Here is an 18,810-nt window from a genome sequence, read left to right as displayed (position 1 = left end):
TCCGCATGATACGCCCCGAGGCGCGGTCAGCCGCCCTCCGATCAGCGCGAAGGGGCGCCCGTCAGGCTTCCGGTCCCGGTTGTCCTGACAGGGGAATTCCAGCGTCCGGCGTTCTCCCGAGAGGAGAGCGGCGAGGGTGGACGCTAGGTACATTCGAATTCACGCGCGGAGTCCGTCCGCGCCCAGGGAAAAAACATGGCGCAATCCTTCACCGGCAAGAAGCGGATCCGGAAGTCTTTCGGCCGCATCCCCGAAGCTGTGCAGATGCCGAACCTCATCGAGGTTCAGCGCTCCTCCTACGAGCAGTTCCTTCAGCGCGAGGTCCGTCCGGGCCAACGCCGCGACGAAGGCATCGAGGCGGTGTTCAAGTCCGTCTTCCCGATCAAGGATTTCAACGAGCGCGCGGTGCTCGAATACGTCTCGTACGAATTCGAAGAGCCCAAGTACGACGTTGAAGAGTGCATCCAGCGCGACATGACCTTCGCGGCGCCGCTAAAGGTGAAGCTGCGCCTGATCGTGTTCGAGACGGAAGAAGAAACCGGCGCCCGCTCGGTCAAGGACATCAAGGAGCAGGACGTCTACATGGGCGACATCCCGCTCATGACGGACAAGGGCACCTTCATCGTCAACGGCACCGAACGCGTCATCGTCTCGCAGATGCACCGCTCGCCGGGCGTGTTCTTCGACCACGACAAGGGCAAGACCCATGCCTCGGGCAAGCTGCTGTTCGCCGCCCGCGTCATTCCCTACCGCGGCTCGTGGCTGGACTTCGAGTTCGACGCCAAGGACGTGGTCTATGTCCGCATCGACCGCCGCCGCAAGCTGCCGGCCACGACCTTCCTCTATGCCCTGGGCATGGACGGCGAAGAGATCCTGACGACGTTCTATGACGTCGTCCCGTTCGAGAAGCGCACCGCCGCCGGCGCCGAAGGCTGGGCCACCCCGTACAAGCCCGAGCGCTGGCGCGGCGTGAAGCCGGAATTCGCCCTGATCGACGCCGACACCGGCGAAGAAGTGGCTCCGGCCGGCACCAAGATCACCGCCCGCCAGGCCAAGAAGCTGGCCGACAACGGCCTGAAGACCCTGCTGCTGGCGCCGGAAGCCCTGACGGGCCGCTACCTGGCTCGCGACGCGGTCAACTTCGAGAACGGCGAGATCTACGCCGAAGCCGGCGACGAGCTGGACGTGGCCTCGATCCAGGCCCTGGCCGAGCAAGGCTTCAGCACCATCGACGTGCTGGACATCGACCACGTCACGGTCGGCGCCTACATGCGCAACACCCTGCGCGTGGACAAGAACGCCGTCCGCGAGGACGCGCTTTTCGACATCTACCGCGTGATGCGTCCGGGCGAGCCGCCGACCGTCGAAGCCGCCGAGGCGATGTTCAAGTCGCTGTTCTTCGACGCCGAGCGCTACGACCTGTCGGCCGTGGGCCGCGTGAAGATGAACATGCGCCTGGAGCTGGACGCTTCGGACGAGATGCGCGTGCTCCGCAAGGAAGACGTGCTGGCCGTCCTGAAGCTGCTGGTCGGCCTGCGCGACGGTCGCGGCGAAATCGACGACATCGACAACCTGGGCAACCGCCGGGTCCGTTCGGTGGGCGAACTGCTGGAAAACCAGTACCGCGTCGGCCTGCTGCGCATGGAACGCGCCATCAAGGAACGCATGTCGTCGGTCGACATCGACACCGTGATGCCGCACGACCTGATCAACGCCAAGCCGGCCGCGGCCTCGGTGCGTGAATTCTTCGGCAGCTCGCAGCTGTCGCAGTTCATGGACCAGACCAACCCGCTGTCGGAGATCACCCACAAGCGCCGCCTGTCGGCGCTTGGCCCGGGCGGTCTGACCCGCGAGCGCGCCGGCTTCGAAGTCCGTGACGTGCACCCGACCCACTACGGCCGCATCTGCCCGATCGAAACGCCGGAAGGCCCGAACATCGGTCTGATCAACTCGCTGGCCACCCACGCCCGCGTGAACAAGTACGGCTTCATCGAGAGCCCCTACCGTCGCGTCGCCGACGGCAAGCCGCTCGACGAGGTCGTCTACATGTCGGCCATGGAAGAGTCGAAGCACGTCATCGCGCAGTCGAACATCAAGGTGGTCGACGGCGAGATCCACGAGGACCTGGTCCCCGGCCGGATCAACGGTGAACCCACCCTGCTCCAGAAGGAACAGGTGGACCTGATGGACGTGTCGCCGCGCCAGGTGGTGTCGGTGGCCGCGGCCCTGATCCCGTTCCTGGAAAACGACGACGCCAACCGCGCCCTCATGGGCTCGAACATGCAACGTCAGGCCGTGCCGCTGGTGCAGTCCGACGCCCCGCTGGTCGGCACCGGCATGGAAGCCGTGGTCGCCCGTGACTCGGGCGCCGTGGTCATCGCCAAGCGCACCGGCGTTGTCGAGCAGATCGACGGCACCCGTATCGTCGTCCGCGCCACGGAAGAGACCGACAGCGCCCGTTCGGGCGTCGACATCTACCGCCTGTCGAAGTTCCAGCGTTCGAACCAGTCGACCTGCATCAACCAGCGCCCGCTGGTGAAGGTGGGCGACAAGATCAGCGCCGGCGACATCATCGCCGACGGTCCGTCGACCGAGCTGGGCGAACTGGCCCTGGGCCGCAACGCGCTCGTCGCGTTCATGCCCTGGAACGGCTACAACTTCGAAGACTCGATCCTGATCTCCGAGCGCATCGTCCGTGACGACGTCTTCACCTCGATCCACATCGAGGAATTCGAAGTCATGGCCCGCGACACCAAGCTGGGTCCGGAAGAGATCACCCGCGACATCCCGAACGTCGGCGAGGAAGCCCTGCGCAACCTCGACGAAGCCGGCATCGTGGCGATCGGCGCCGAAGTCCAGCCGGGCGACATCCTGGTCGGCAAGGTCACGCCGAAGGGCGAAAGCCCGATGACGCCGGAAGAAAAGCTCCTGCGCGCCATCTTCGGCGAAAAGGCCTCGGACGTCCGCGACACCAGCCTGCGCCTGCCCCCGGGCGTCGCCGGTACGATCGTCGACGTGCGCGTGTTCAACCGTCACGGCGTCGACAAGGACGAACGCGCCCTGGCCATCGAGCGCGCCGAGATCGACCGTCTGGGCAAGGACCGCGACGACGAGTTCGCGATCCTGAACCGCAACATCTCGGGCCGCCTGCGCGAGCTGCTGATCGGCAACGTCGCCCTGTCGGGTCCCAAGGGCCTGTCGCGCGGCGCGATCACCGCCGAGGGCCTGGCTGAAGTCCAGCCGGGTCTGTGGTGGCAGATCGCCCTCGAGGACGAGAAGGCGATGGGCGAACTGGAAAGCCTGCGTCGTCTGTTTGACGAGAACCGCAAGCGTCTGGACCGTCGTTTCGAGGACAAGGTCGACAAGCTGCAGCGCGGCGACGAACTGCCCCCGGGCGTGATGAAGATGGTCAAGGTCTTCGTGGCCGTGAAGCGCAAGCTTCAGCCGGGCGACAAGATGGCCGGCCGTCACGGCAACAAGGGCGTCATCTCGCGCATCCTGCCGATCGAGGACATGCCGTTCCTCGCCGACGGGACGCACGTGGACGTCGTTCTGAACCCGCTGGGCGTGCCTTCGCGCATGAACGTCGGCCAGATCTTCGAAACCCACCTGGGCTGGGCCTGCGCCAACCTCGGCAAGCAGATCACCAACCTGCTGGAAGACTGGCAGCACGGCGGTCAGAAGGACGCCCTGGTCACGCGCCTGCGCGAGATCTACGGCCCCGATGAGGAACTGCCGGAGTCCGAGGAAGAGCTGGTCGAACTGGCCCGCAACCTCGGCAAGGGCGTTCCGATCGCCACCCCGGTGTTCGATGGCGCGCGCATGGACGACATCGAGGACCACCTCGAAATGGCCGGCGTCAACAAGTCGGGCCAGTCGATCCTGTACGACGGCCAGACGGGCGACCAGTTCAAGCGTCCGGTCACGGTCGGCTACATCTACATGCTGAAGCTGCACCACCTGGTCGACGACAAGATCCACGCCCGTTCGATCGGCCCGTACTCGCTGGTCACCCAGCAGCCGCTGGGCGGCAAGGCCCAGTTCGGCGGTCAGCGCTTCGGGGAAATGGAAGTGTGGGCTCTGGAAGCCTACGGCGCGGCCTACACCCTGCAGGAAATGCTGACGGTGAAGTCCGACGACGTGGCCGGCCGGACCAAGGTCTACGAGTCTATCGTCCGTGGCGACGACACGTTCGAAGCCGGTATCCCGGAAAGCTTCAACGTGCTGGTCAAGGAAATGCGCTCGCTCGGCCTGAACGTCGAGCTGGAGAACAGCTGATCCGGATCTCCCTCCTCCACCTGACCGGTGGGGGAGGGGCCCCTTTCAGCCCGCTCTCCACTTTGAATTTTCGCGGGTAGTCCCGCAGAAGGAACCAAGATGAACCAGGAAGTCCTGAACATCTTCAATCCGGTCCAGGCCGCTCCGACCTTCGACCAGATCCGCATCTCGCTGGCCTCGCCGGAAAAGATCCGCTCGTGGTCGTTCGGCGAGATCAAGAAGCCGGAAACCATCAACTACCGCACGTTCAAGCCCGAGCGTGACGGCCTGTTCTGCGCCCGTATCTTTGGCCCGACCAAGGACTACGAATGCCTCTGCGGCAAGTACAAGCGCATGAAGTATAAGGGCATCATCTGCGAGAAGTGCGGTGTTGAAGTCACCCTGGCCCGCGTCCGTCGCGAGCGCATGGGCCACATCGAACTGGCCTCGCCGGTCGCCCACATCTGGTTCCTGAAGTCGCTGCCGTCGCGCATCGCCATGATGCTCGACATGCCGCTGAAGGACATCGAGCGCGTCCTGTACTTCGAATACTACATCGTCACCGAGCCGGGCCTGACCCCGCTGAAGCAGCACCAGCTGCTCAGCGAGGACGACTTCATGCGCGCCCAGGACGAGTACGGCGACGACAGCTTCACCGCCGAGATCGGCGCCGAGGCCGTCCAGAACCTGCTGAAGGCCATCGACCTCGACAAGGAGGCCGAGAAGCTGCGCGAAGAGCTGGCGGGCAACCCGTCGGACATGAAGCAGAAGAAGTTCAGCAAGCGCCTGAAGATCCTCGAAGCCTTCTCCGAATCCGGCAACCGCCCGGAATGGATGGTGCTGACGGTCGTTCCGGTCATCCCGCCGGAACTGCGCCCGCTGGTGCCGCTGGACGGCGGCCGCTTCGCGACCTCGGACCTGAACGACCTGTATCGCCGGGTCATCAACCGTAACAACCGCCTCAAGCGCCTGATCGAGCTGCGCGCGCCCGACATCATCATCCGCAACGAAAAGCGGATGCTGCAGGAGTCGGTCGACGCCCTGTTCGACAACGGCCGCCGCGGTCGCGTCATCACGGGCGCCAACAAGCGTCCGCTGAAGTCGCTGGCCGACATGCTGAAGGGCAAGCAAGGCCGCTTCCGCCAGAACCTGCTGGGCAAGCGCGTCGACTATTCGGGCCGTTCGGTCATCGTCGTGGGTCCGGACCTGAAGCTGCACGAGTGCGGCCTGCCCAAGAAGATGGCTCTGGAGCTGTTCAAGCCGTTCATCTACGCGCGCCTGGACGCCAAGGGCCTGTCGGGCACCGTCAAGCAGTCCAAGCGCATGGTCGAGCGCGAACAGCCCCAGGTGTGGGACATCCTCGAAGAGGTGATCCGCGAGCACCCGGTTCTGCTGAACCGCGCCCCGACCCTGCACCGTCTGGGCATCCAGGCGTTCGAGCCGAAGCTGATCGAGGGCAAGGCCATCCAGCTGCACCCGCTGGTCTGCGCCGCGTTCAACGCCGACTTCGACGGCGACCAGATGGCCGTGCACGTCCCGCTGAGCCTCGAGGCCCAGCTGGAAGCGCGCGTCCTGATGATGTCGACCAACAACATCCTGTCGCCCGCCAACGGTCGCCCGATCATCGTGCCGTCGCAGGACATCGTCCTGGGTCTGTACTACCTGTCGGTCGCCCGCGACGGCGAGCCGGGTGAAGGCAAGATCTTCGCCGATCTGGGCGAGATCGAAGCCGCCATGGACGCCGGCGTCGTGTCGCTGCACGCCAAGATCAAGTCGCGCTTCACGGAAGTGGACGCCGATGGCGTGGCGCGTCGCCGCGTGATCGACACCACCCCGGGCCGCATGAAGATCGCCGCCCTGCTGCCGCGTCACCCGGCGATCGGTCACCGACTGATCGAAAAGGCCCTGACGAAGAAGGAAATCGGCAATCTGATCGACGTGGTCTATCGCCACTGCGGTCAGAAGGCGACGGTGATCTTCGCCGACCAGGTCATGGGCCTGGGCTTCAAGGAAGCGGCCAAGGCCGGCATCTCCTTCGGCAAGGACGACATCATCATCCCGAAGCGGAAGGAGGCGATCGTCGCCGAAACCCGCACCCTGGCTGAAGAATACGAGCAGCAGTACGCCGACGGTCTGATCACTAAGGGTGAGAAGTACAACAAGGTCGTCGACGCCTGGGCCAAGGCCACCGATCGCGTCGCCGACGAGATGATGGCCGAGCTTCAGATGAAGCATAAGGACGAGAACGGCCGCGAGAAGGAAATCAACGCCATCTACATGATGGCCCACTCCGGCGCCCGTGGTTCGCAAGCCCAGATGAAGCAGCTGGGCGGCATGCGCGGCCTGATGGCCAAGCCCTCCGGCGAGATCATCGAGACCCCGATCGTCTCGAACTTCAAGGAAGGCCTGACCGTTCAGGAGTACTTCAACTCGACCCACGGCGCCCGTAAGGGCCTGGCGGACACCGCGCTGAAGACCGCCAACTCGGGCTACCTGACCCGTCGTCTGGTCGACGTCGCGCAGGACTGCATCATCGTCGAGGAAGACTGCGGCACCACCAAGGGCATCACCCTGCGGGCCGTGGTCGAAGGCGGCGACGTGCTGGTCTCGCTGGGCGCCCGCGTCCTGGGCCGCTTCACGGCCGAGGACGTCAAGGATCCGGCCACCGGCGAACTGGTCGTGCCGGCCGACACCTATATCGACGAGAACATGGCCGACGCCATCGAGGCGGCCGTGGTCCAGTCGGTGAAGGTCCGCTCGGTCCTGACCTGCGAAGCCAAGATCGGCGTCTGCGGCGCCTGCTACGGCCGCGACCTGGCCCGTGGCACGCCGGTGAACATCGGTGAAGCCGTGGGCGTCATCGCCGCCCAGTCGATCGGCGAGCCCGGCACCCAGCTGACGATGCGGACCTTCCACATCGGCGGCACCGCCCAGGTGGCCGAGCAGTCGTTCTTCGAAAGCAGCAACGACGGTACGGTCCGCGTGACCGGCGCCACCGTGACCGCTTCGGACGGCGCCCTGGTCGTGATGAGCCGCAACACCTCGGTGAGCGTGCTGGTCGACGGCAAGGAACGCGAGAACTACAAGCCGCCGTACGGCGCGCGCCTGAAGGTGAAGGACGGCGACAAGGTCAAGCGCGGTCAGCGCCTGGCCGACTGGGACCCCTACACCACCCCGATCATCACGGAAGTGGGCGGCAAGATCCGTGCGGAAGACCTGGTGGACGGCTTCTCCGTCCGCGAGGAGACCGACGAAGCCACCGGCATCGCGCAGCGCGTGATCGCCGACTGGCGGACCTCGGCCCGCGCCTCGGACCTGCGTCCGGCCATGGGCGTGCTGGCGGAAGACGGCTCGTACAAGCGCCTGAGCAACGGCGGCGAGGCTCGCTACCTCCTGTCGGTGGGCGCCATTCTCTCCGTCGCCGACGGCGACGAAGTGAAGCCGGGTGAAGTCATCGCGCGTATCCCGACCGAAGGCGCCAAGACCCGGGACATCACCGGTGGTCTGCCGCGCGTCGCCGAACTCTTCGAAGCCCGCCGTCCGAAGGACTGCGCGGTCATCGCGGAAATGGACGGCCGTGTCGAATTCGGCAAGGATTACAAGAACAAGCGCCGGATCAAGATCACTCCGGACGTCGACGCCGACGGCAACCAGCCCGAAGCGGTCGAGTTCCTGATCCCGAAGGGCAAGCACATCGCGGTGCATGATGGCGACTACATCACGCGCGGCGAGTACATCATCGACGGCAACCCGGATCCGCACGACATCCTGCGCATCCTGGGCGTCGAGGCCCTGGCCAACTTCCTGGTCGACGAGATCCAGGAGGTCTACCGACTGCAAGGCGTGCCGATCAACGACAAGCACATCGAGACGATCGTTCGTCAGATGCTGCAGAAGGTCGAGATCGTCGAGCCGGGCGATACGGGCCTGATCAAGGGCGACCACCTGGACAAGCCGGAGTTCTTCCACGAACAGGACAAGGCCATCGCTCGCGGCGGCCGTCCGGCGACGACCCAGCCGGTGCTGCTCGGCATCACCAAGGCCTCGCTGCAGACCAAGAGCTTCATCTCGGCCGCGTCGTTCCAGGAAACGACCCGCGTCCTGACCGAAGCCTCGGTGCACGGCAAGACCGACACCCTGGAAGGCCTGAAGGAAAACGTCATCGTGGGTCGCCTGATCCCCGCCGGCACGGGTTCCTACCTGCGCAGCCTGCAGCGCGTCGCCGCCAAGCGCGACGAGCAGCTGGCCCAGCAGCGCGAAGAAGCGATGGAGCCGCTGCCCGCGGTCATCGCCGAAGAAGCCTAGGCTTCCTTCGAGGACTGAAACGGAACGGCCCGGGAGCGATCCCGGGCCGTTTTGTTTTTGGCGCCTCCGTCCTGGCGCGGCCGTCGCCAAACGGGTGAAGACAAAGCCTGTGGTTGTGCTAGTCAGGAAGCGGAAATCCGGTCCAGCTTGTCGCTGGCGCCAAGCCACGCGTGTTTCGGGGGAAACGTGGTCCGCAAGATCGTCTTCGGGGTTCTCGGCCTGGGTCTGGCGGCCGCCGGTCTGGCGGTGATCGTGTACAGGCCGCCGGCCCCGCCGCCCAAACCCAAGCCGTCCGATCACTTCGCCTCGGCCAAGGACAAGGCCTTCGTCGATCTGGCGTCCGGCCGGATCGCCAGGCGGTTCGACACGCCCGACGACGTCGAGTTCTGGGACCCCGTGGTCAGCCGCCTGCCCAACGGCGCCGAGGCGCTGTGCGTCGACGTCCTTCCGCCGGGCAAGACCTGGGTGGGCATGATCGCCGCCCGCGACCCCGGCGCGGCCGGCTTCATGATCTATCGGGGCGGCGACACCCTGGCGCCCAAGTCCCGCTTCCAGTGCCGCGCGATCATCCGGCGAGGCGTCAGGGCCGCCTCCAGCGCCGACGGCCTGCAGGCGAGCATGGACTATCAGCGGGCCGGCTGCGCGCTCGACGGACGTTATCTGTGGGCCTACGTGCGCTACTGCGCCGGGGCCGAGACCCTCCCCGCGATGGAGGGCCAGTCGTGAGGGCCTGGCTTTCCACGTCGCTCGCCCGTGCTAGTCAAGGAAACGGCCGCGCGAGTCACGGCGATGTTCGCGTTCGGGGGGAAGCGATGATGGGACGGGTAACGGGAGCGGCCGCGATCGCGGCGATGTTGGCGCTGCAGGCCTGCGCGCCGGAGCCGCCGCCGGAACCCAAGCCGTCGGACGGCTTCCTGCAGGCGGCCGACCGGACCTTCGTCGAGGCCGCCTGGGCCAAGGTGGCGGGGACCTACAAGGAGCCCGCCACGGTGCAGTACAGGGGCCTGACCATCAGCGAGGACGCCGGGGAGCGGACCCTGTGCGGGGAGTCGGCCGAGCCCGACCAGCTGTGGCGCGGGTTCGTGGCCACCCAGGAAACCGGCAAGACCAGCTTCACCGTCCTGCGCCAGCGCGACAACATCAGCCCCCGGGCCGTCACGGCCTGCAAGCTGCTGGTCCGCAAGCACATGGGCCAGAAGAGCGTCGACACGCCCGAGGTCCAGCAGGCCATCGTCCAGAGCGGCTGCTCCTACATGGACGTGGAGTTCTGGCGGGCGCACAAGGACCATTGCTACAAGACGCAGACCGTCGCCGGCGGGACTCCCGCGCCCGCGCCGCCGCCCTAGGCGCCGGTCGACCTAGCCTTCCCGCAGCACCGCCAGCCGCTCCAGCCTCGGGGCGGCGAAGTCCAGGAACGCCCGCGCCAGCGGCGGCATGAACCGGCCGCCCACTGTGACCAGTTGCACCGGCAGGGGCGGGGGCTCGAAGTCGGGCAGCAGGCGCACCAGCCGGCCCGCCGCCAGGTCCTCGGCCACCTGATAGGAGAGGGCGCGACCCACGCCGCGCCCGGCGATCATCGCCGCCAGGGCCGCCTCCACATTGTTGACCCGCAGCCGGGGCTCCAGCCGTACGGCCCGCGCCTTGCCCCGGTGCTCGAACCGCCATTCCGGCGAGGCCGAGACCACGGTGGTCAGGATCGTCTCGTGCTCGGCCAGGTCGGCGGGCTCCAGCGGCGTTCCGCGCCGGGCCAGATAGTCGGGCGAGGCCGCCACCAGCCGACGCACCTGGCCCAGCTTGCGGACGATCAGGCTGGAATCGGCCAGCGGCCCGATCCGCAGGGCCACGTGCAGCTCGCCCTCGATCAGGTCCAGATTGCGGTCGTGCAGGGTCAGGTCGGCCTGGACGCCGGGATGCTGGGCCAGGAAGTCGGCGACCACCGGCGTCAGGTGGCGGCCGCCGAACACCGTCGGCCCGGTGATCCGCAGCGTGCCGCGCACCGCGTCGGGCGCCGGGGCCTGGAGGGCGGTCTCGTAGTCGGCCAGCAGGCGGCGGGCCCGCTCCGCCAGGTCGCGGCCGGCCTGAGTGGGGGCCAGGCGCCGGGTGGTGCGCTCGATCAGCCGCGCGCCCATCCGCTCTTCCAGGGCCGCCAGGGCCCGGGTCATGGCGGCGGGCGAGCGCCGCAGCTTGCGCCCCGCCGCCGCCAGGCCGCCCGCGTCGATCACCGCCACCAGCAGGGCCAGCTCGTCCAGACGATCCATTCCAAAATCCGCAATTATGTCTTGCCGATTTGCTCAATTCATTCCAATCGGCGCAATGGCGAAAATGATCTTGCAACCTGGCCCGAAACCTTGGGGGAGAGATCCATGTCCGCCACCGCCATCGTCCTGCACGGCACGCCTCTGTCGGGGCACACCCATCGGGTGGGATTGCTGCTGAACGCCCTGGGCCTGGCCTATCGCTTCGCGCCCGCCCCCAAGGAGGTCCGCGTCAGCCCGGCCTTCCTGGCGCTGAACCCGCTGGGCCAGATCCCGGTGCTGCAGGACGGCGACCTGACCCTGGCCGACAGCAACGCCATCCTGGTCTATCTGGCCCGCCGCTACGCCCCCGACAGCGGCTGGCTGCCGCTGGAGCCGGTGGCCGCCGCCCGCGTGCAGCGCTGGCTGTCGATCGCGGCCGGCGAGGTGATGCACGGCCCGGCCATCGCCCGGATGATCGCCCTGTTCGACTTTCCCGACGACCCGGCCCGCGCCGCCCGCATCGCCGCCCGCGTGCTGACCTTCATGGACGGCCATCTGGACGGCCGCGCCTTCCTGGCCGCCGACCATGTCACGATCGCCGACCTGGCCTGCTATTCCTATGTCGCCCACGCTCCGGACGGCGGCGTGGATCTTGGGCCCTATGCCGCCGTGCGCGCCTGGCTGGCGCGGGTCGAGGCCCAGCCGTGGTTCCGGCCGATGCCCGACTTCGCCGAGGCCGCCTGAGATGGACGGCCCGTTCCATCGCGGCGAGCTGATCGCCCAGGCCATGGCGGGGACGGGCACGCCGGGCATGACGGGCATCCGGCCGTTCATGCCCGACCAGCACCGCGAGTTCTTCGCCCTGCTGCCCTACCTGTTCGTGGCGACGCTCGACAGGGACGGCTGGCCGGTGGCCACCGTGCTGACGGGCCCGCCGGGCTTCGTCCAGAGCCCCGACCCCGTCACCCTGACCGTGGCGGCCCGGCCCCGCGCGGGCGAGCCGGGCGGCGAGCTGTTCGCGGCCGGCCGGCCGTTCGGCGCCCTGGGCCTGGACTTCGCGACCCGTCGCCGCAACCGCGCCAACGGCCTGATCACGGCGGCCGGGGAGGGCGGGCTGACGCTCCAGGTCCTCCAGAGCTTCGGCAACTGCCCGCAGTACATCCAGACCCGCGCGGTCGGGACGGCCCCGGCCTCGCCCGCCCCGGCCGAGGCGATCGCCTTCCCGACGCCCGAGGCCCTGGCCCAGATCGCCCGCGTCGACACGATGTTCGTGGCCACGACGAGCGGCGGCGAGAACGGCGGCGTCGACATCTCGCATCGCGGCGGCCTGCCGGGCTTCGTCAAGGTGGCCGGCGACGTGCTGATCGTTCCGGACTTCCGGGGCAACCGGTTCTTCAACACCCTGGGCAACCTGGTGCTGGACCAGCGCGCGGCCCTGCTGTTCGTCGATTTCGAGACCGGCGACCTGCTGCACCTGCAGGGCCGCGCCGAGATCGACTGGGAGCCGCCGCCCGAAGGCTGGCCCGAGGGCGTCCAGCGCCAATGGCGGTTCAGGGTCGAGCGCGCCTGGCGCCGCCCGGCGGCCCTGCCCCTGCGCTGGACCTTCGGCGACTATTCGCCGGTGACGCTGAACACGGCCGCCTGGAACGCCGCGCCCGCCCAGGCCGCCTGATCTCCGTCGCTTGCCCGACGTAAATAGTGCGACGCAACGTCGCGATTTTCGTTTGTCAGACCAATCACCTGCAAGGTTAAGCCTTGCTTCAGTTGTTGCGATGCAAGGGAGGATTTGATCCAGATCAAATCGGCGAGCCCATGCGTTCCGACATCTCCACCAAGGTCAGCCTGACGGTCGTCGCGGCGTTCATGACCCTGTTGCTGGCCCTGCTGGCCATCGTCGGCAAGAGCTCGCTGGACTTCGCCAAGGCCCAGGCGGTCAGCCAGCAGGAAGCCAGCATGCGCGTGGCCTGGGACGCCGTCGGCGGCCAGGGCGCGGCCTTCGCGCGCGAGGGCGACAAGCTGACTGTGAACGGCAAGCCGCTGAACGGCGACATCGCCACCGTCGACCACGTCAAGGACCTGGTCGGAGGCACCATGACGATTTTCATGGGCGACACCCGCGTGGCCACCAACGTCCAGAAGCCGGACGGCAGCCGCGGCGTCGGCACGCCGCTGGCCAAGGGCCCGGTCTATGACGCGGTGCTGGGTCGGGGCGAGTCCTATCGCGGCGAGGCCAAGGTGCTGGGCAAGCCCTATTTCGCCGCCTACGACCCGATCAAGAACGCCTCGGGCGAGGTGATCGGCATTCTGTATGTCGGCGTGGCCAAGGCCGACTACTTCCAGCCCGTCTATCGCCAGCTGATCTGGCTGGCCGTGGCCGGCGTGGTCCTGGCCGGCCTGGGCGTCGCCGCCTCGGTGACGGTGGTCCGCAAGCAGCTGTCGCCGCTGCGCGACCTGCGCGAGGCCATGAAGCGGGTGATGGGCGGCGACCTGTCCGTCGCCCTGCCGTTCGCCGGCCGCCGCGACGACATCGGCCTGATGGCCGACGCGGTCCACGCCTTCCGCGACGAGGCCCGCGAGAAGGGCCGCATCGAGGCCCAGGCCGAAGGCCACCGCCAGGCCGCCGAGGCCGAGCGCCGCCTGTCGGCCGACCGCGACCATCAGCAGGCTGAGCAGCAGGCCCAGGTGGTCTCGCGCCTGGCCCACGGCCTGGACCGGCTGTCGGCCGGCGACCTGACTGTGCGCCTGACCGAGGCCTTCGCCCCCGACTACGAGCGCCTGCGCTCGGACTTCAACCAGGCCGTCGAGCGGCTGGAGCGCGCCCTGGGCGCGGTGATATCCGCCGTGGGCGGCCTGACGTCGGGCGCCAACGGCATCGCCGGCGCGGCCGGCGACCTGTCGGCCCGCAGCGAGCAGCAGGCCGCCAGCCTGGAAGAGGCCGCCGCCGCCCTGACCGAGATCACCAGCGCCGTCCGCGTGGCCGCCGACGGCGCGCGCGGCGCGCGCGAGGCGGTCAGCCAGGCCCAGGCCGAGGCCGGCCGCTCGCGCACCGTCGTCCAGGAGACCATCGACGCGATCGGCGGCATCGAGGCCTCGTCGCACCAGGTGGCCCAGATCATCGGCGTCATTGACGAGATCGCCTTCCAGACCAACCTGCTGGCGCTGAACGCGGGCGTGGAAGCGGCTCGCGCGGGCGACGCCGGTCGCGGCTTCGCCGTGGTGGCGCAGGAAGTGCGGGCACTGGCCCAGCGCTCGGCCGAAGCGGCCAAGGAGATCAAGGTCCACATCGCCGACTCCGCCAAGCAGGTCGAAGCCGGCGTCGTGCTGGTGGGCCGCACCGGCGAGGCCCTGCAGAAGATCGCCGGCCAGGTCGGCGCCATCGACGGCGTCATCGGCCAGATCGCCGCCTCGGCCGCCGAGCAGGCCGCGGGCCTGTCGGAGGTCAACGCCGCGGTCGGCCACATGGACCAGGCCACCCAGAAGAACGCCGCCATGGTCAACCGCTCGGCCGCCGACAGCATGACCCTGGTGCGCGAGGTGGAGGGCCTGGCCGCCCTGATCAGCCACTTCAAGGTGGGCGCGGCTAGCGCTGGTCGTTCTGACGCTCGGCCTTCTTCCGCCGGTCTTCAGCCTTCTGGGCGTCGTTCAGCCGCTTAAGGGCCTGCTGTTCGGCCGAGAGCGATCGGCCCAGCCCGTCCTGACCGGCCCCCAGCACCCAGGGGATGTCCTTGCCCTTGCCCGGATCGTCGCGATTGCGGTGATCCACGCCGACGCCCATCGGGGCGTCGCGATAGGCGCGGTCGGCCTGCTGCCTGATGGCTTGGGCGTCGAAGCCCCGCCGCTTGGCCCCATCCATCGGCGCGTCGTAGACGGGCGCGTTGCGGGCCATGGCCCCGAACTTCTCGTCGCAATGTTCCTGTTCGCGCCGGTTGAGGCCCACGGCCTCGGCGTTGGCGCAGCCGGCGCTGCTGCCGCGCAGGGCGGTGCGCAGGTCGCCGCGAGGCCCTTCGGGCAGCGGCGCGGGATGGGCCCCCGTCTCGCGATTGGGCGGCGCGGGCGGCCCCGGGACCGGCGCGACGCCCAGCGCGCGCACCGCGGGCGGCGGGGCCAGGCGCGGCGTCCTCGGCTGTACGGGCAGGGCGGCCGTGGCGCGGTCGGGACTGGCGGCGGTCTCCGGCGTGGGGCGGCGCTCGACGAGGCTGCGCTCGAGGGTCACGTCGATGGCGTTCTCGTCGTTCGACCGGTCCTGGAATCGCGTCATCACCGGCCAGCCCAGGGCGGTCAGGATCGCGACGTGCAGCAGCAGCGACCCGCAGAAGACCGCGCCGTTTCTCAACCGGGTTCTGCGCGCCGTGGCCTGGGACAAGGGAAAGCTCGACTGGAACAACGGGCGGCAGCCTTGCCACCGCAAGTGGCGAAACCGTGGCCCTTGAACGTAAGATGGGGTCCTGGACCGCTTGCGCCACTAGGGTTTTCGGGGATTGATCGCGGGGGCGGCGACCCAGGCGGCGACGGGATCCGGCCTCGCCTCGCACCCCGGCCGGGCGTCCCAGAGCGGAGCCGTTTCGAGGCCCCGGAACCGACCTAAGCCCGCGATTTGACTCGGCATTGACGCGGAGGGCGTTCGCGAGTAGTTTCCGCGCTCTTTTCGAGGCGGACCCTGTCCGTCCTGATGAGCGCCCGTCCCTTACCCGACGGATCAGCCCGCCGGAACGCTGCCCGCGTCCCGGCGAGTTTCGTGTTTATCAGGTCCTCATCCGAGGCCGAGAAAGCCGGAATAAAAACGACAAGGACCCTGAAGCGCTTCGGCCGAAAGGCACACGCTTCCATCAGAGCAGAGACTTAATGCCTACCGTCAACCAGCTCATCCGCAAACCGCGCCAGCCTAAGCCGGTCCGGAACAAGGTGCCCGCCCTGAAGGGCTGCCCCCAACGCCGCGGCGTTTGCACGCGCGTCTACACGACGACCCCGAAGAAGCCGAACTCGGCTCTGCGTAAGGTCGCCAAGGTCCGTCTGACCACCGGCATCGAAGCCGTTTGCTACATCCCGGGCGAAGGCCACAACCTGCAGGAGCACTCGGTGGTGCTCATCCGCGGCGGCCGCGTCAAGGACTTGCCCGGCGTCCGCTACCACATCCTGCGCGGCGTCCTCGACACCCAAGGTGTCAAGGATCGTAAGCAGCGTCGTTCGCTCTACGGCGCCAAGCGTCCGAAGTAAGGAAGAAGAAGTATGTCCCGCCGCCGTCGCGCCGAGAAACGCCAAGTCCTGCCGGATCCCAAGTTCGGGGATCTGATCGTCACGAAGTTCATGAACTACGTGATGTACGAGGGCAAAAAAGCCGTCGCCGAAAACATCATCTATGGTGCTTTCGACATCCTGGAAGCCAAGCGCAAGGACCAAGGTCCGCTGGAAACCTTCCACACCGCCCTGGACAACGTCGCCCCGGCGATCGAAGTCCGGTCGCGCCGCGTCGGCGGCGCCACCTATCAGGTGCCGGTGGAAGTCCGTCCGGACCGTCGCCGCGCCCTCGCCATCCGTTGGCTGGTGACCGCCGCCCGCAAGCGCGGCGAGAACACCATGACCGAAAAGCTGGCCGGTGAGCTGCTCGACGCCTCCAACAACCGCGGCACCGCGGTGAAGAAGCGCGAAGACACGCACAAGATGGCTGAAGCCAACCGGGCGTTCTCGCACTACCGCTGGTAACCTTTCTTACCAGCACTCTTTCAGGCGCGGGCGGTTTGAGATAAACCGCCCGCGCCGCACGTTTAAATGTCCCTGCCCCAGCTTGGGGCCGGGCTGTCACGCAGAGCTAGATCCATGGCCCGCCAGCATAAAATCGAAGACTACCGTAACTTCGGCATCATGGCGCACATTGACGCCGGTAAGACGACGACGACCGAGCGGATCCTGTATTACACGGGTAAGTCGCACAAGATCGGCGAAGTCCACGACGGCGCCGCGACCATGGACTGGATGGACCAGGAACAAGAGCGCGGCATCACGATCACGTCGGCCGCGACGACCGCTTTCTGGAAAGACAAGCGTCTCAACATCATCGACACCCCCGGGCACGTCGACTTCACGATTGAAGTCGAGCGCTCGCTGCGCGTCCTCGACGGCGCCGTGACGGTGCTGGACGGCAACGCCGGCGTCGAGCCGCAGACCGAGACCGTCTGGCGTCAGGCCGACAAGTACAAGGTTCCGCGGATCGTGTTCGTCAACAAGATGGACAAGATCGGCGCCGACTTCGACAAGTCGGTCGAGTCGATCCGCGACCGCCTGGGCGCCAAGGCCGTTCCGATCCAATTCCCGATCGGTTCGGAATCCTCGCTGAGCGGCCTGGTCGACCTGGTCCGCATGAAGGCCGTGGTCTGGGACAACGACGGCCTGGGCGCCTCGTATCGCGACGAAGAAATCCCCGCCGACCTGATGGACAAGGCCGTCGCCGCGCGCGCCTACCTGGTCGAGAACGCCGTCGAGCTCGATGACGACGCGATGGAAGCCTATCTGGGCGGCGAAGAGCCGACCGAGGAAACCATCAAGAAGTGCATCCGCAAGGCCGTGCTGACCGGCGCCTTCTATCCGATCCTCTGCGGCTCGGCCTTCAAGAACAAGGGCGTCCAGCCCCTGCTCGACGCCGTCGTCGACTACCTGCCCTCGCCGGTGGACATCCCGCCGACCAAGGGCATCGACTTCAAGACCGAAGCCGAAGTCGAGCGCAAGGCCTCGGACGACGAGCCCCTGTCGGTCTTGGCGTTCAAGATCATGGACGACCCCTTCGTCGGCTCGCTGACCTTCTGCCGCATCTATTCGGGCAAGCTGGAAACCGGCATGAGCCTGCTGAACTCGACGCGCGACAAGCGCGAGCGCGTCGGCCGCATGCTGCTGATGCACTCGAACAACCGCGAAGACATCAAGGAAGCCTATGCCGGCGACATCGTCGCCCTGGCCGGCCTGAAGGAAACCCGCACCGGCGACACCCTGTGCGATCCCCTGAAGGCCCCGGTCATCCTGGAGCGCATGGAATTCCCGGCCCCGGTCATCGAGATCGCCGTCGAGCCCAAGTCGAAGGCCGACCAGGAAAAGCTGGGCGTCGCCCTGGCCAAGCTGGCCGCCGAGGATCCGTCCTTCACCGTCTCGACCGACTTCGAAAGCGGCCAGACGATCCTGAAGGGCATGGGTGAACTGCACCTGGACATCAAGATCGACATCCTGAAGCGGACCTACAAGGTCGAAGCCAACATCGGCGCGCCGCAGGTGGCCTATCGCGAGTCCCTCGGCAAGCGCGCCGAGATCGACTACACCCACAAGAAGCAGACCGGCGGTACGGGCCAGTTCGCCCGCGTCATGATCACGTTCGAGCCGGGCGAGCCGGGTTCGGGCTTCGTGTTCGAAAGCGCGATCGTCGGCGGCGCGGTGCCGAAGGAATACATCCCGGGCGTCCAGAAGGGCCTGGAATCGGTCAAGGACAACGGCCTGCTGGCCGGCTTCCCGCTGATCGACTTCAAGGCGACCCTGACCGACGGCAAGTACCACGACGTCGACTCGTCGGTCCTGGCCTTCGAAATCGCTTCGCGCGCCGCCTTCAAGGAACTGCGTGAAAAGGGCGCCCCCAAGCTGCTCGAGCCGATCATGGCCGTCGAGGTCGTGACGCCGGAAGAGTACCTGGGTTCGGTCATCGGCGACCTGAACGGTCGTCGTGGCATGATCCAGGGCCAGGACATGCGCGGCAACGCCACGGTGGTGAACGCCTTCGTGCCGCTGGCCAACATGTTCGGCTACGTGAACACCCTGCGCGGCATGTCTCAGGGCCGCGCCCAGTTCACCATGCAGTACGACCACTACGAGCCGGTGCCGCAACACGTCGCCGACGAAGTGATCAAGAAGTACGCGTAAGCTTTTTCCCCGGAAAAAGCGTACGACGGGAAATAGGGTGGGTTCTGTCGAACCCACCCGCCTACCACCCCAGAAGTCCAACCATTGAAGGCCCCTCTGGGGTCCTGGAGCTAAGAAG

General features: G+C 67.4%; 12 protein-coding genes. 10 read left to right on the top strand and 2 right to left on the bottom strand.

The genetic code is table 11. The features are described from left to right. The first annotated feature begins 195 nt into the window (after positions 1-195). The 4 genes from rpoB to WAE60_RS13820 all read left to right on the top strand — a co-directional run bounded on the left by rpoB (position 196) and on the right by WAE60_RS13820 (position 9,908). Positions 196-4,278: a DNA-directed RNA polymerase subunit beta gene (gene rpoB, locus WAE60_RS13835; RefSeq protein WP_029907271.1), complete on the top strand. Its 4,083-nt coding sequence runs from the start codon at positions 196-198 to the stop codon at positions 4,276-4,278. 99 nt (positions 4,279-4,377) lie between these two features. Beyond that, positions 4,378-8,562, top strand: coding sequence for a DNA-directed RNA polymerase subunit beta' (gene rpoC / locus WAE60_RS13830; RefSeq protein ID WP_029907272.1), 4,185 nt, complete (start codon positions 4,378-4,380; stop codon positions 8,560-8,562). A gap of 186 nt (positions 8,563-8,748) precedes the next feature. Then, on the top strand, positions 8,749-9,288 hold the full coding sequence (locus tag WAE60_RS13825) for a hypothetical protein (RefSeq protein ID WP_337687100.1): 540 nt from the start codon (positions 8,749-8,751) through the stop codon (positions 9,286-9,288). Positions 9,289-9,374: 86 nt separating this feature from the next. Further along, complete coding sequence (locus WAE60_RS13820) at positions 9,375-9,908, top strand: hypothetical protein (RefSeq protein ID WP_337687099.1); 534 nt, start codon at positions 9,375-9,377, stop codon at positions 9,906-9,908. Positions 9,909-9,920: 12 nt separating this feature from the next. On the opposite strand, the gene WAE60_RS13815 is transcribed toward WAE60_RS13820, so the two are convergent. Continuing rightward, positions 9,921-10,820: a LysR family transcriptional regulator gene (locus WAE60_RS13815; RefSeq protein WP_029907275.1), complete on the bottom strand. Its 900-nt coding sequence runs from the start codon at positions 10,818-10,820 to the stop codon at positions 9,921-9,923. 105 nt (positions 10,821-10,925) lie between these two features. On the opposite strand from WAE60_RS13815, the gene WAE60_RS13810 reads away from it, so the two are divergent. From WAE60_RS13810 to WAE60_RS13800, 3 genes are all read left to right on the top strand, one after another. Continuing rightward, positions 10,926-11,543 (top strand): glutathione S-transferase, encoded by a 618-nt coding sequence (locus tag WAE60_RS13810; RefSeq protein WP_029907276.1) that lies wholly within the window; start codon positions 10,926-10,928, stop codon positions 11,541-11,543. 1 nt (position 11,544) lies between these two features. After that, positions 11,545-12,471 (top strand): pyridoxamine 5'-phosphate oxidase family protein, encoded by a 927-nt coding sequence (locus tag WAE60_RS13805; protein ID WP_337687096.1) that lies wholly within the window; start codon positions 11,545-11,547, stop codon positions 12,469-12,471. A 140-nt stretch (positions 12,472-12,611) separates the two neighbouring features. Beyond that, positions 12,612-14,453: a methyl-accepting chemotaxis protein gene (locus tag WAE60_RS13800; RefSeq protein ID WP_337687094.1), complete on the top strand. Its 1,842-nt coding sequence runs from the start codon at positions 12,612-12,614 to the stop codon at positions 14,451-14,453. Here the strand turns inward: WAE60_RS13800 and WAE60_RS13795 are convergent. Beyond that, on the bottom strand, positions 14,380-15,132 hold the full coding sequence (locus WAE60_RS13795; protein WP_337687092.1) for a hypothetical protein: 753 nt from the start codon (positions 15,130-15,132) through the stop codon (positions 14,380-14,382). The two genes, WAE60_RS13800 and WAE60_RS13795, sit on opposite strands and share 74 nt — an antisense overlap. A 509-nt stretch (positions 15,133-15,641) precedes the next feature. Between WAE60_RS13795 and rpsL the strand changes: the two genes are divergently transcribed. The 3 genes from rpsL (at position 15,642) to fusA (ending at position 18,692) form a co-directional block, all read left to right on the top strand. Beyond that, a complete protein-coding gene (gene rpsL, locus WAE60_RS13790) occupies positions 15,642-16,013 on the top strand; it encodes a 30S ribosomal protein S12 (RefSeq protein WP_007661566.1) in 372 nt (123 codons plus the stop codon). 12 nt (positions 16,014-16,025) lie between these two features. Continuing rightward, a complete protein-coding gene (rpsG, locus tag WAE60_RS13785) occupies positions 16,026-16,499 on the top strand; it encodes a 30S ribosomal protein S7 (protein WP_029907280.1) in 474 nt (157 codons plus the stop codon). A 114-nt stretch (positions 16,500-16,613) separates the two neighbouring features. Next, positions 16,614-18,692, top strand: a complete 2,079-nt coding sequence (fusA, locus tag WAE60_RS13780) for an elongation factor G (protein ID WP_029907281.1) — start codon at positions 16,614-16,616, stop codon at positions 18,690-18,692. The last annotated feature ends 118 nt before the right edge of the window (positions 18,693-18,810 follow it).

The organism is Caulobacter sp. CCG-8, from assembly GCF_037402475.1.
Taxonomy (GTDB): domain Bacteria; phylum Pseudomonadota; class Alphaproteobacteria; order Caulobacterales; family Caulobacteraceae; genus Caulobacter.
Note: the sequence above shows the minus strand (reverse complement) of the source record. Positions and strands in the feature narration are given on the sequence as shown.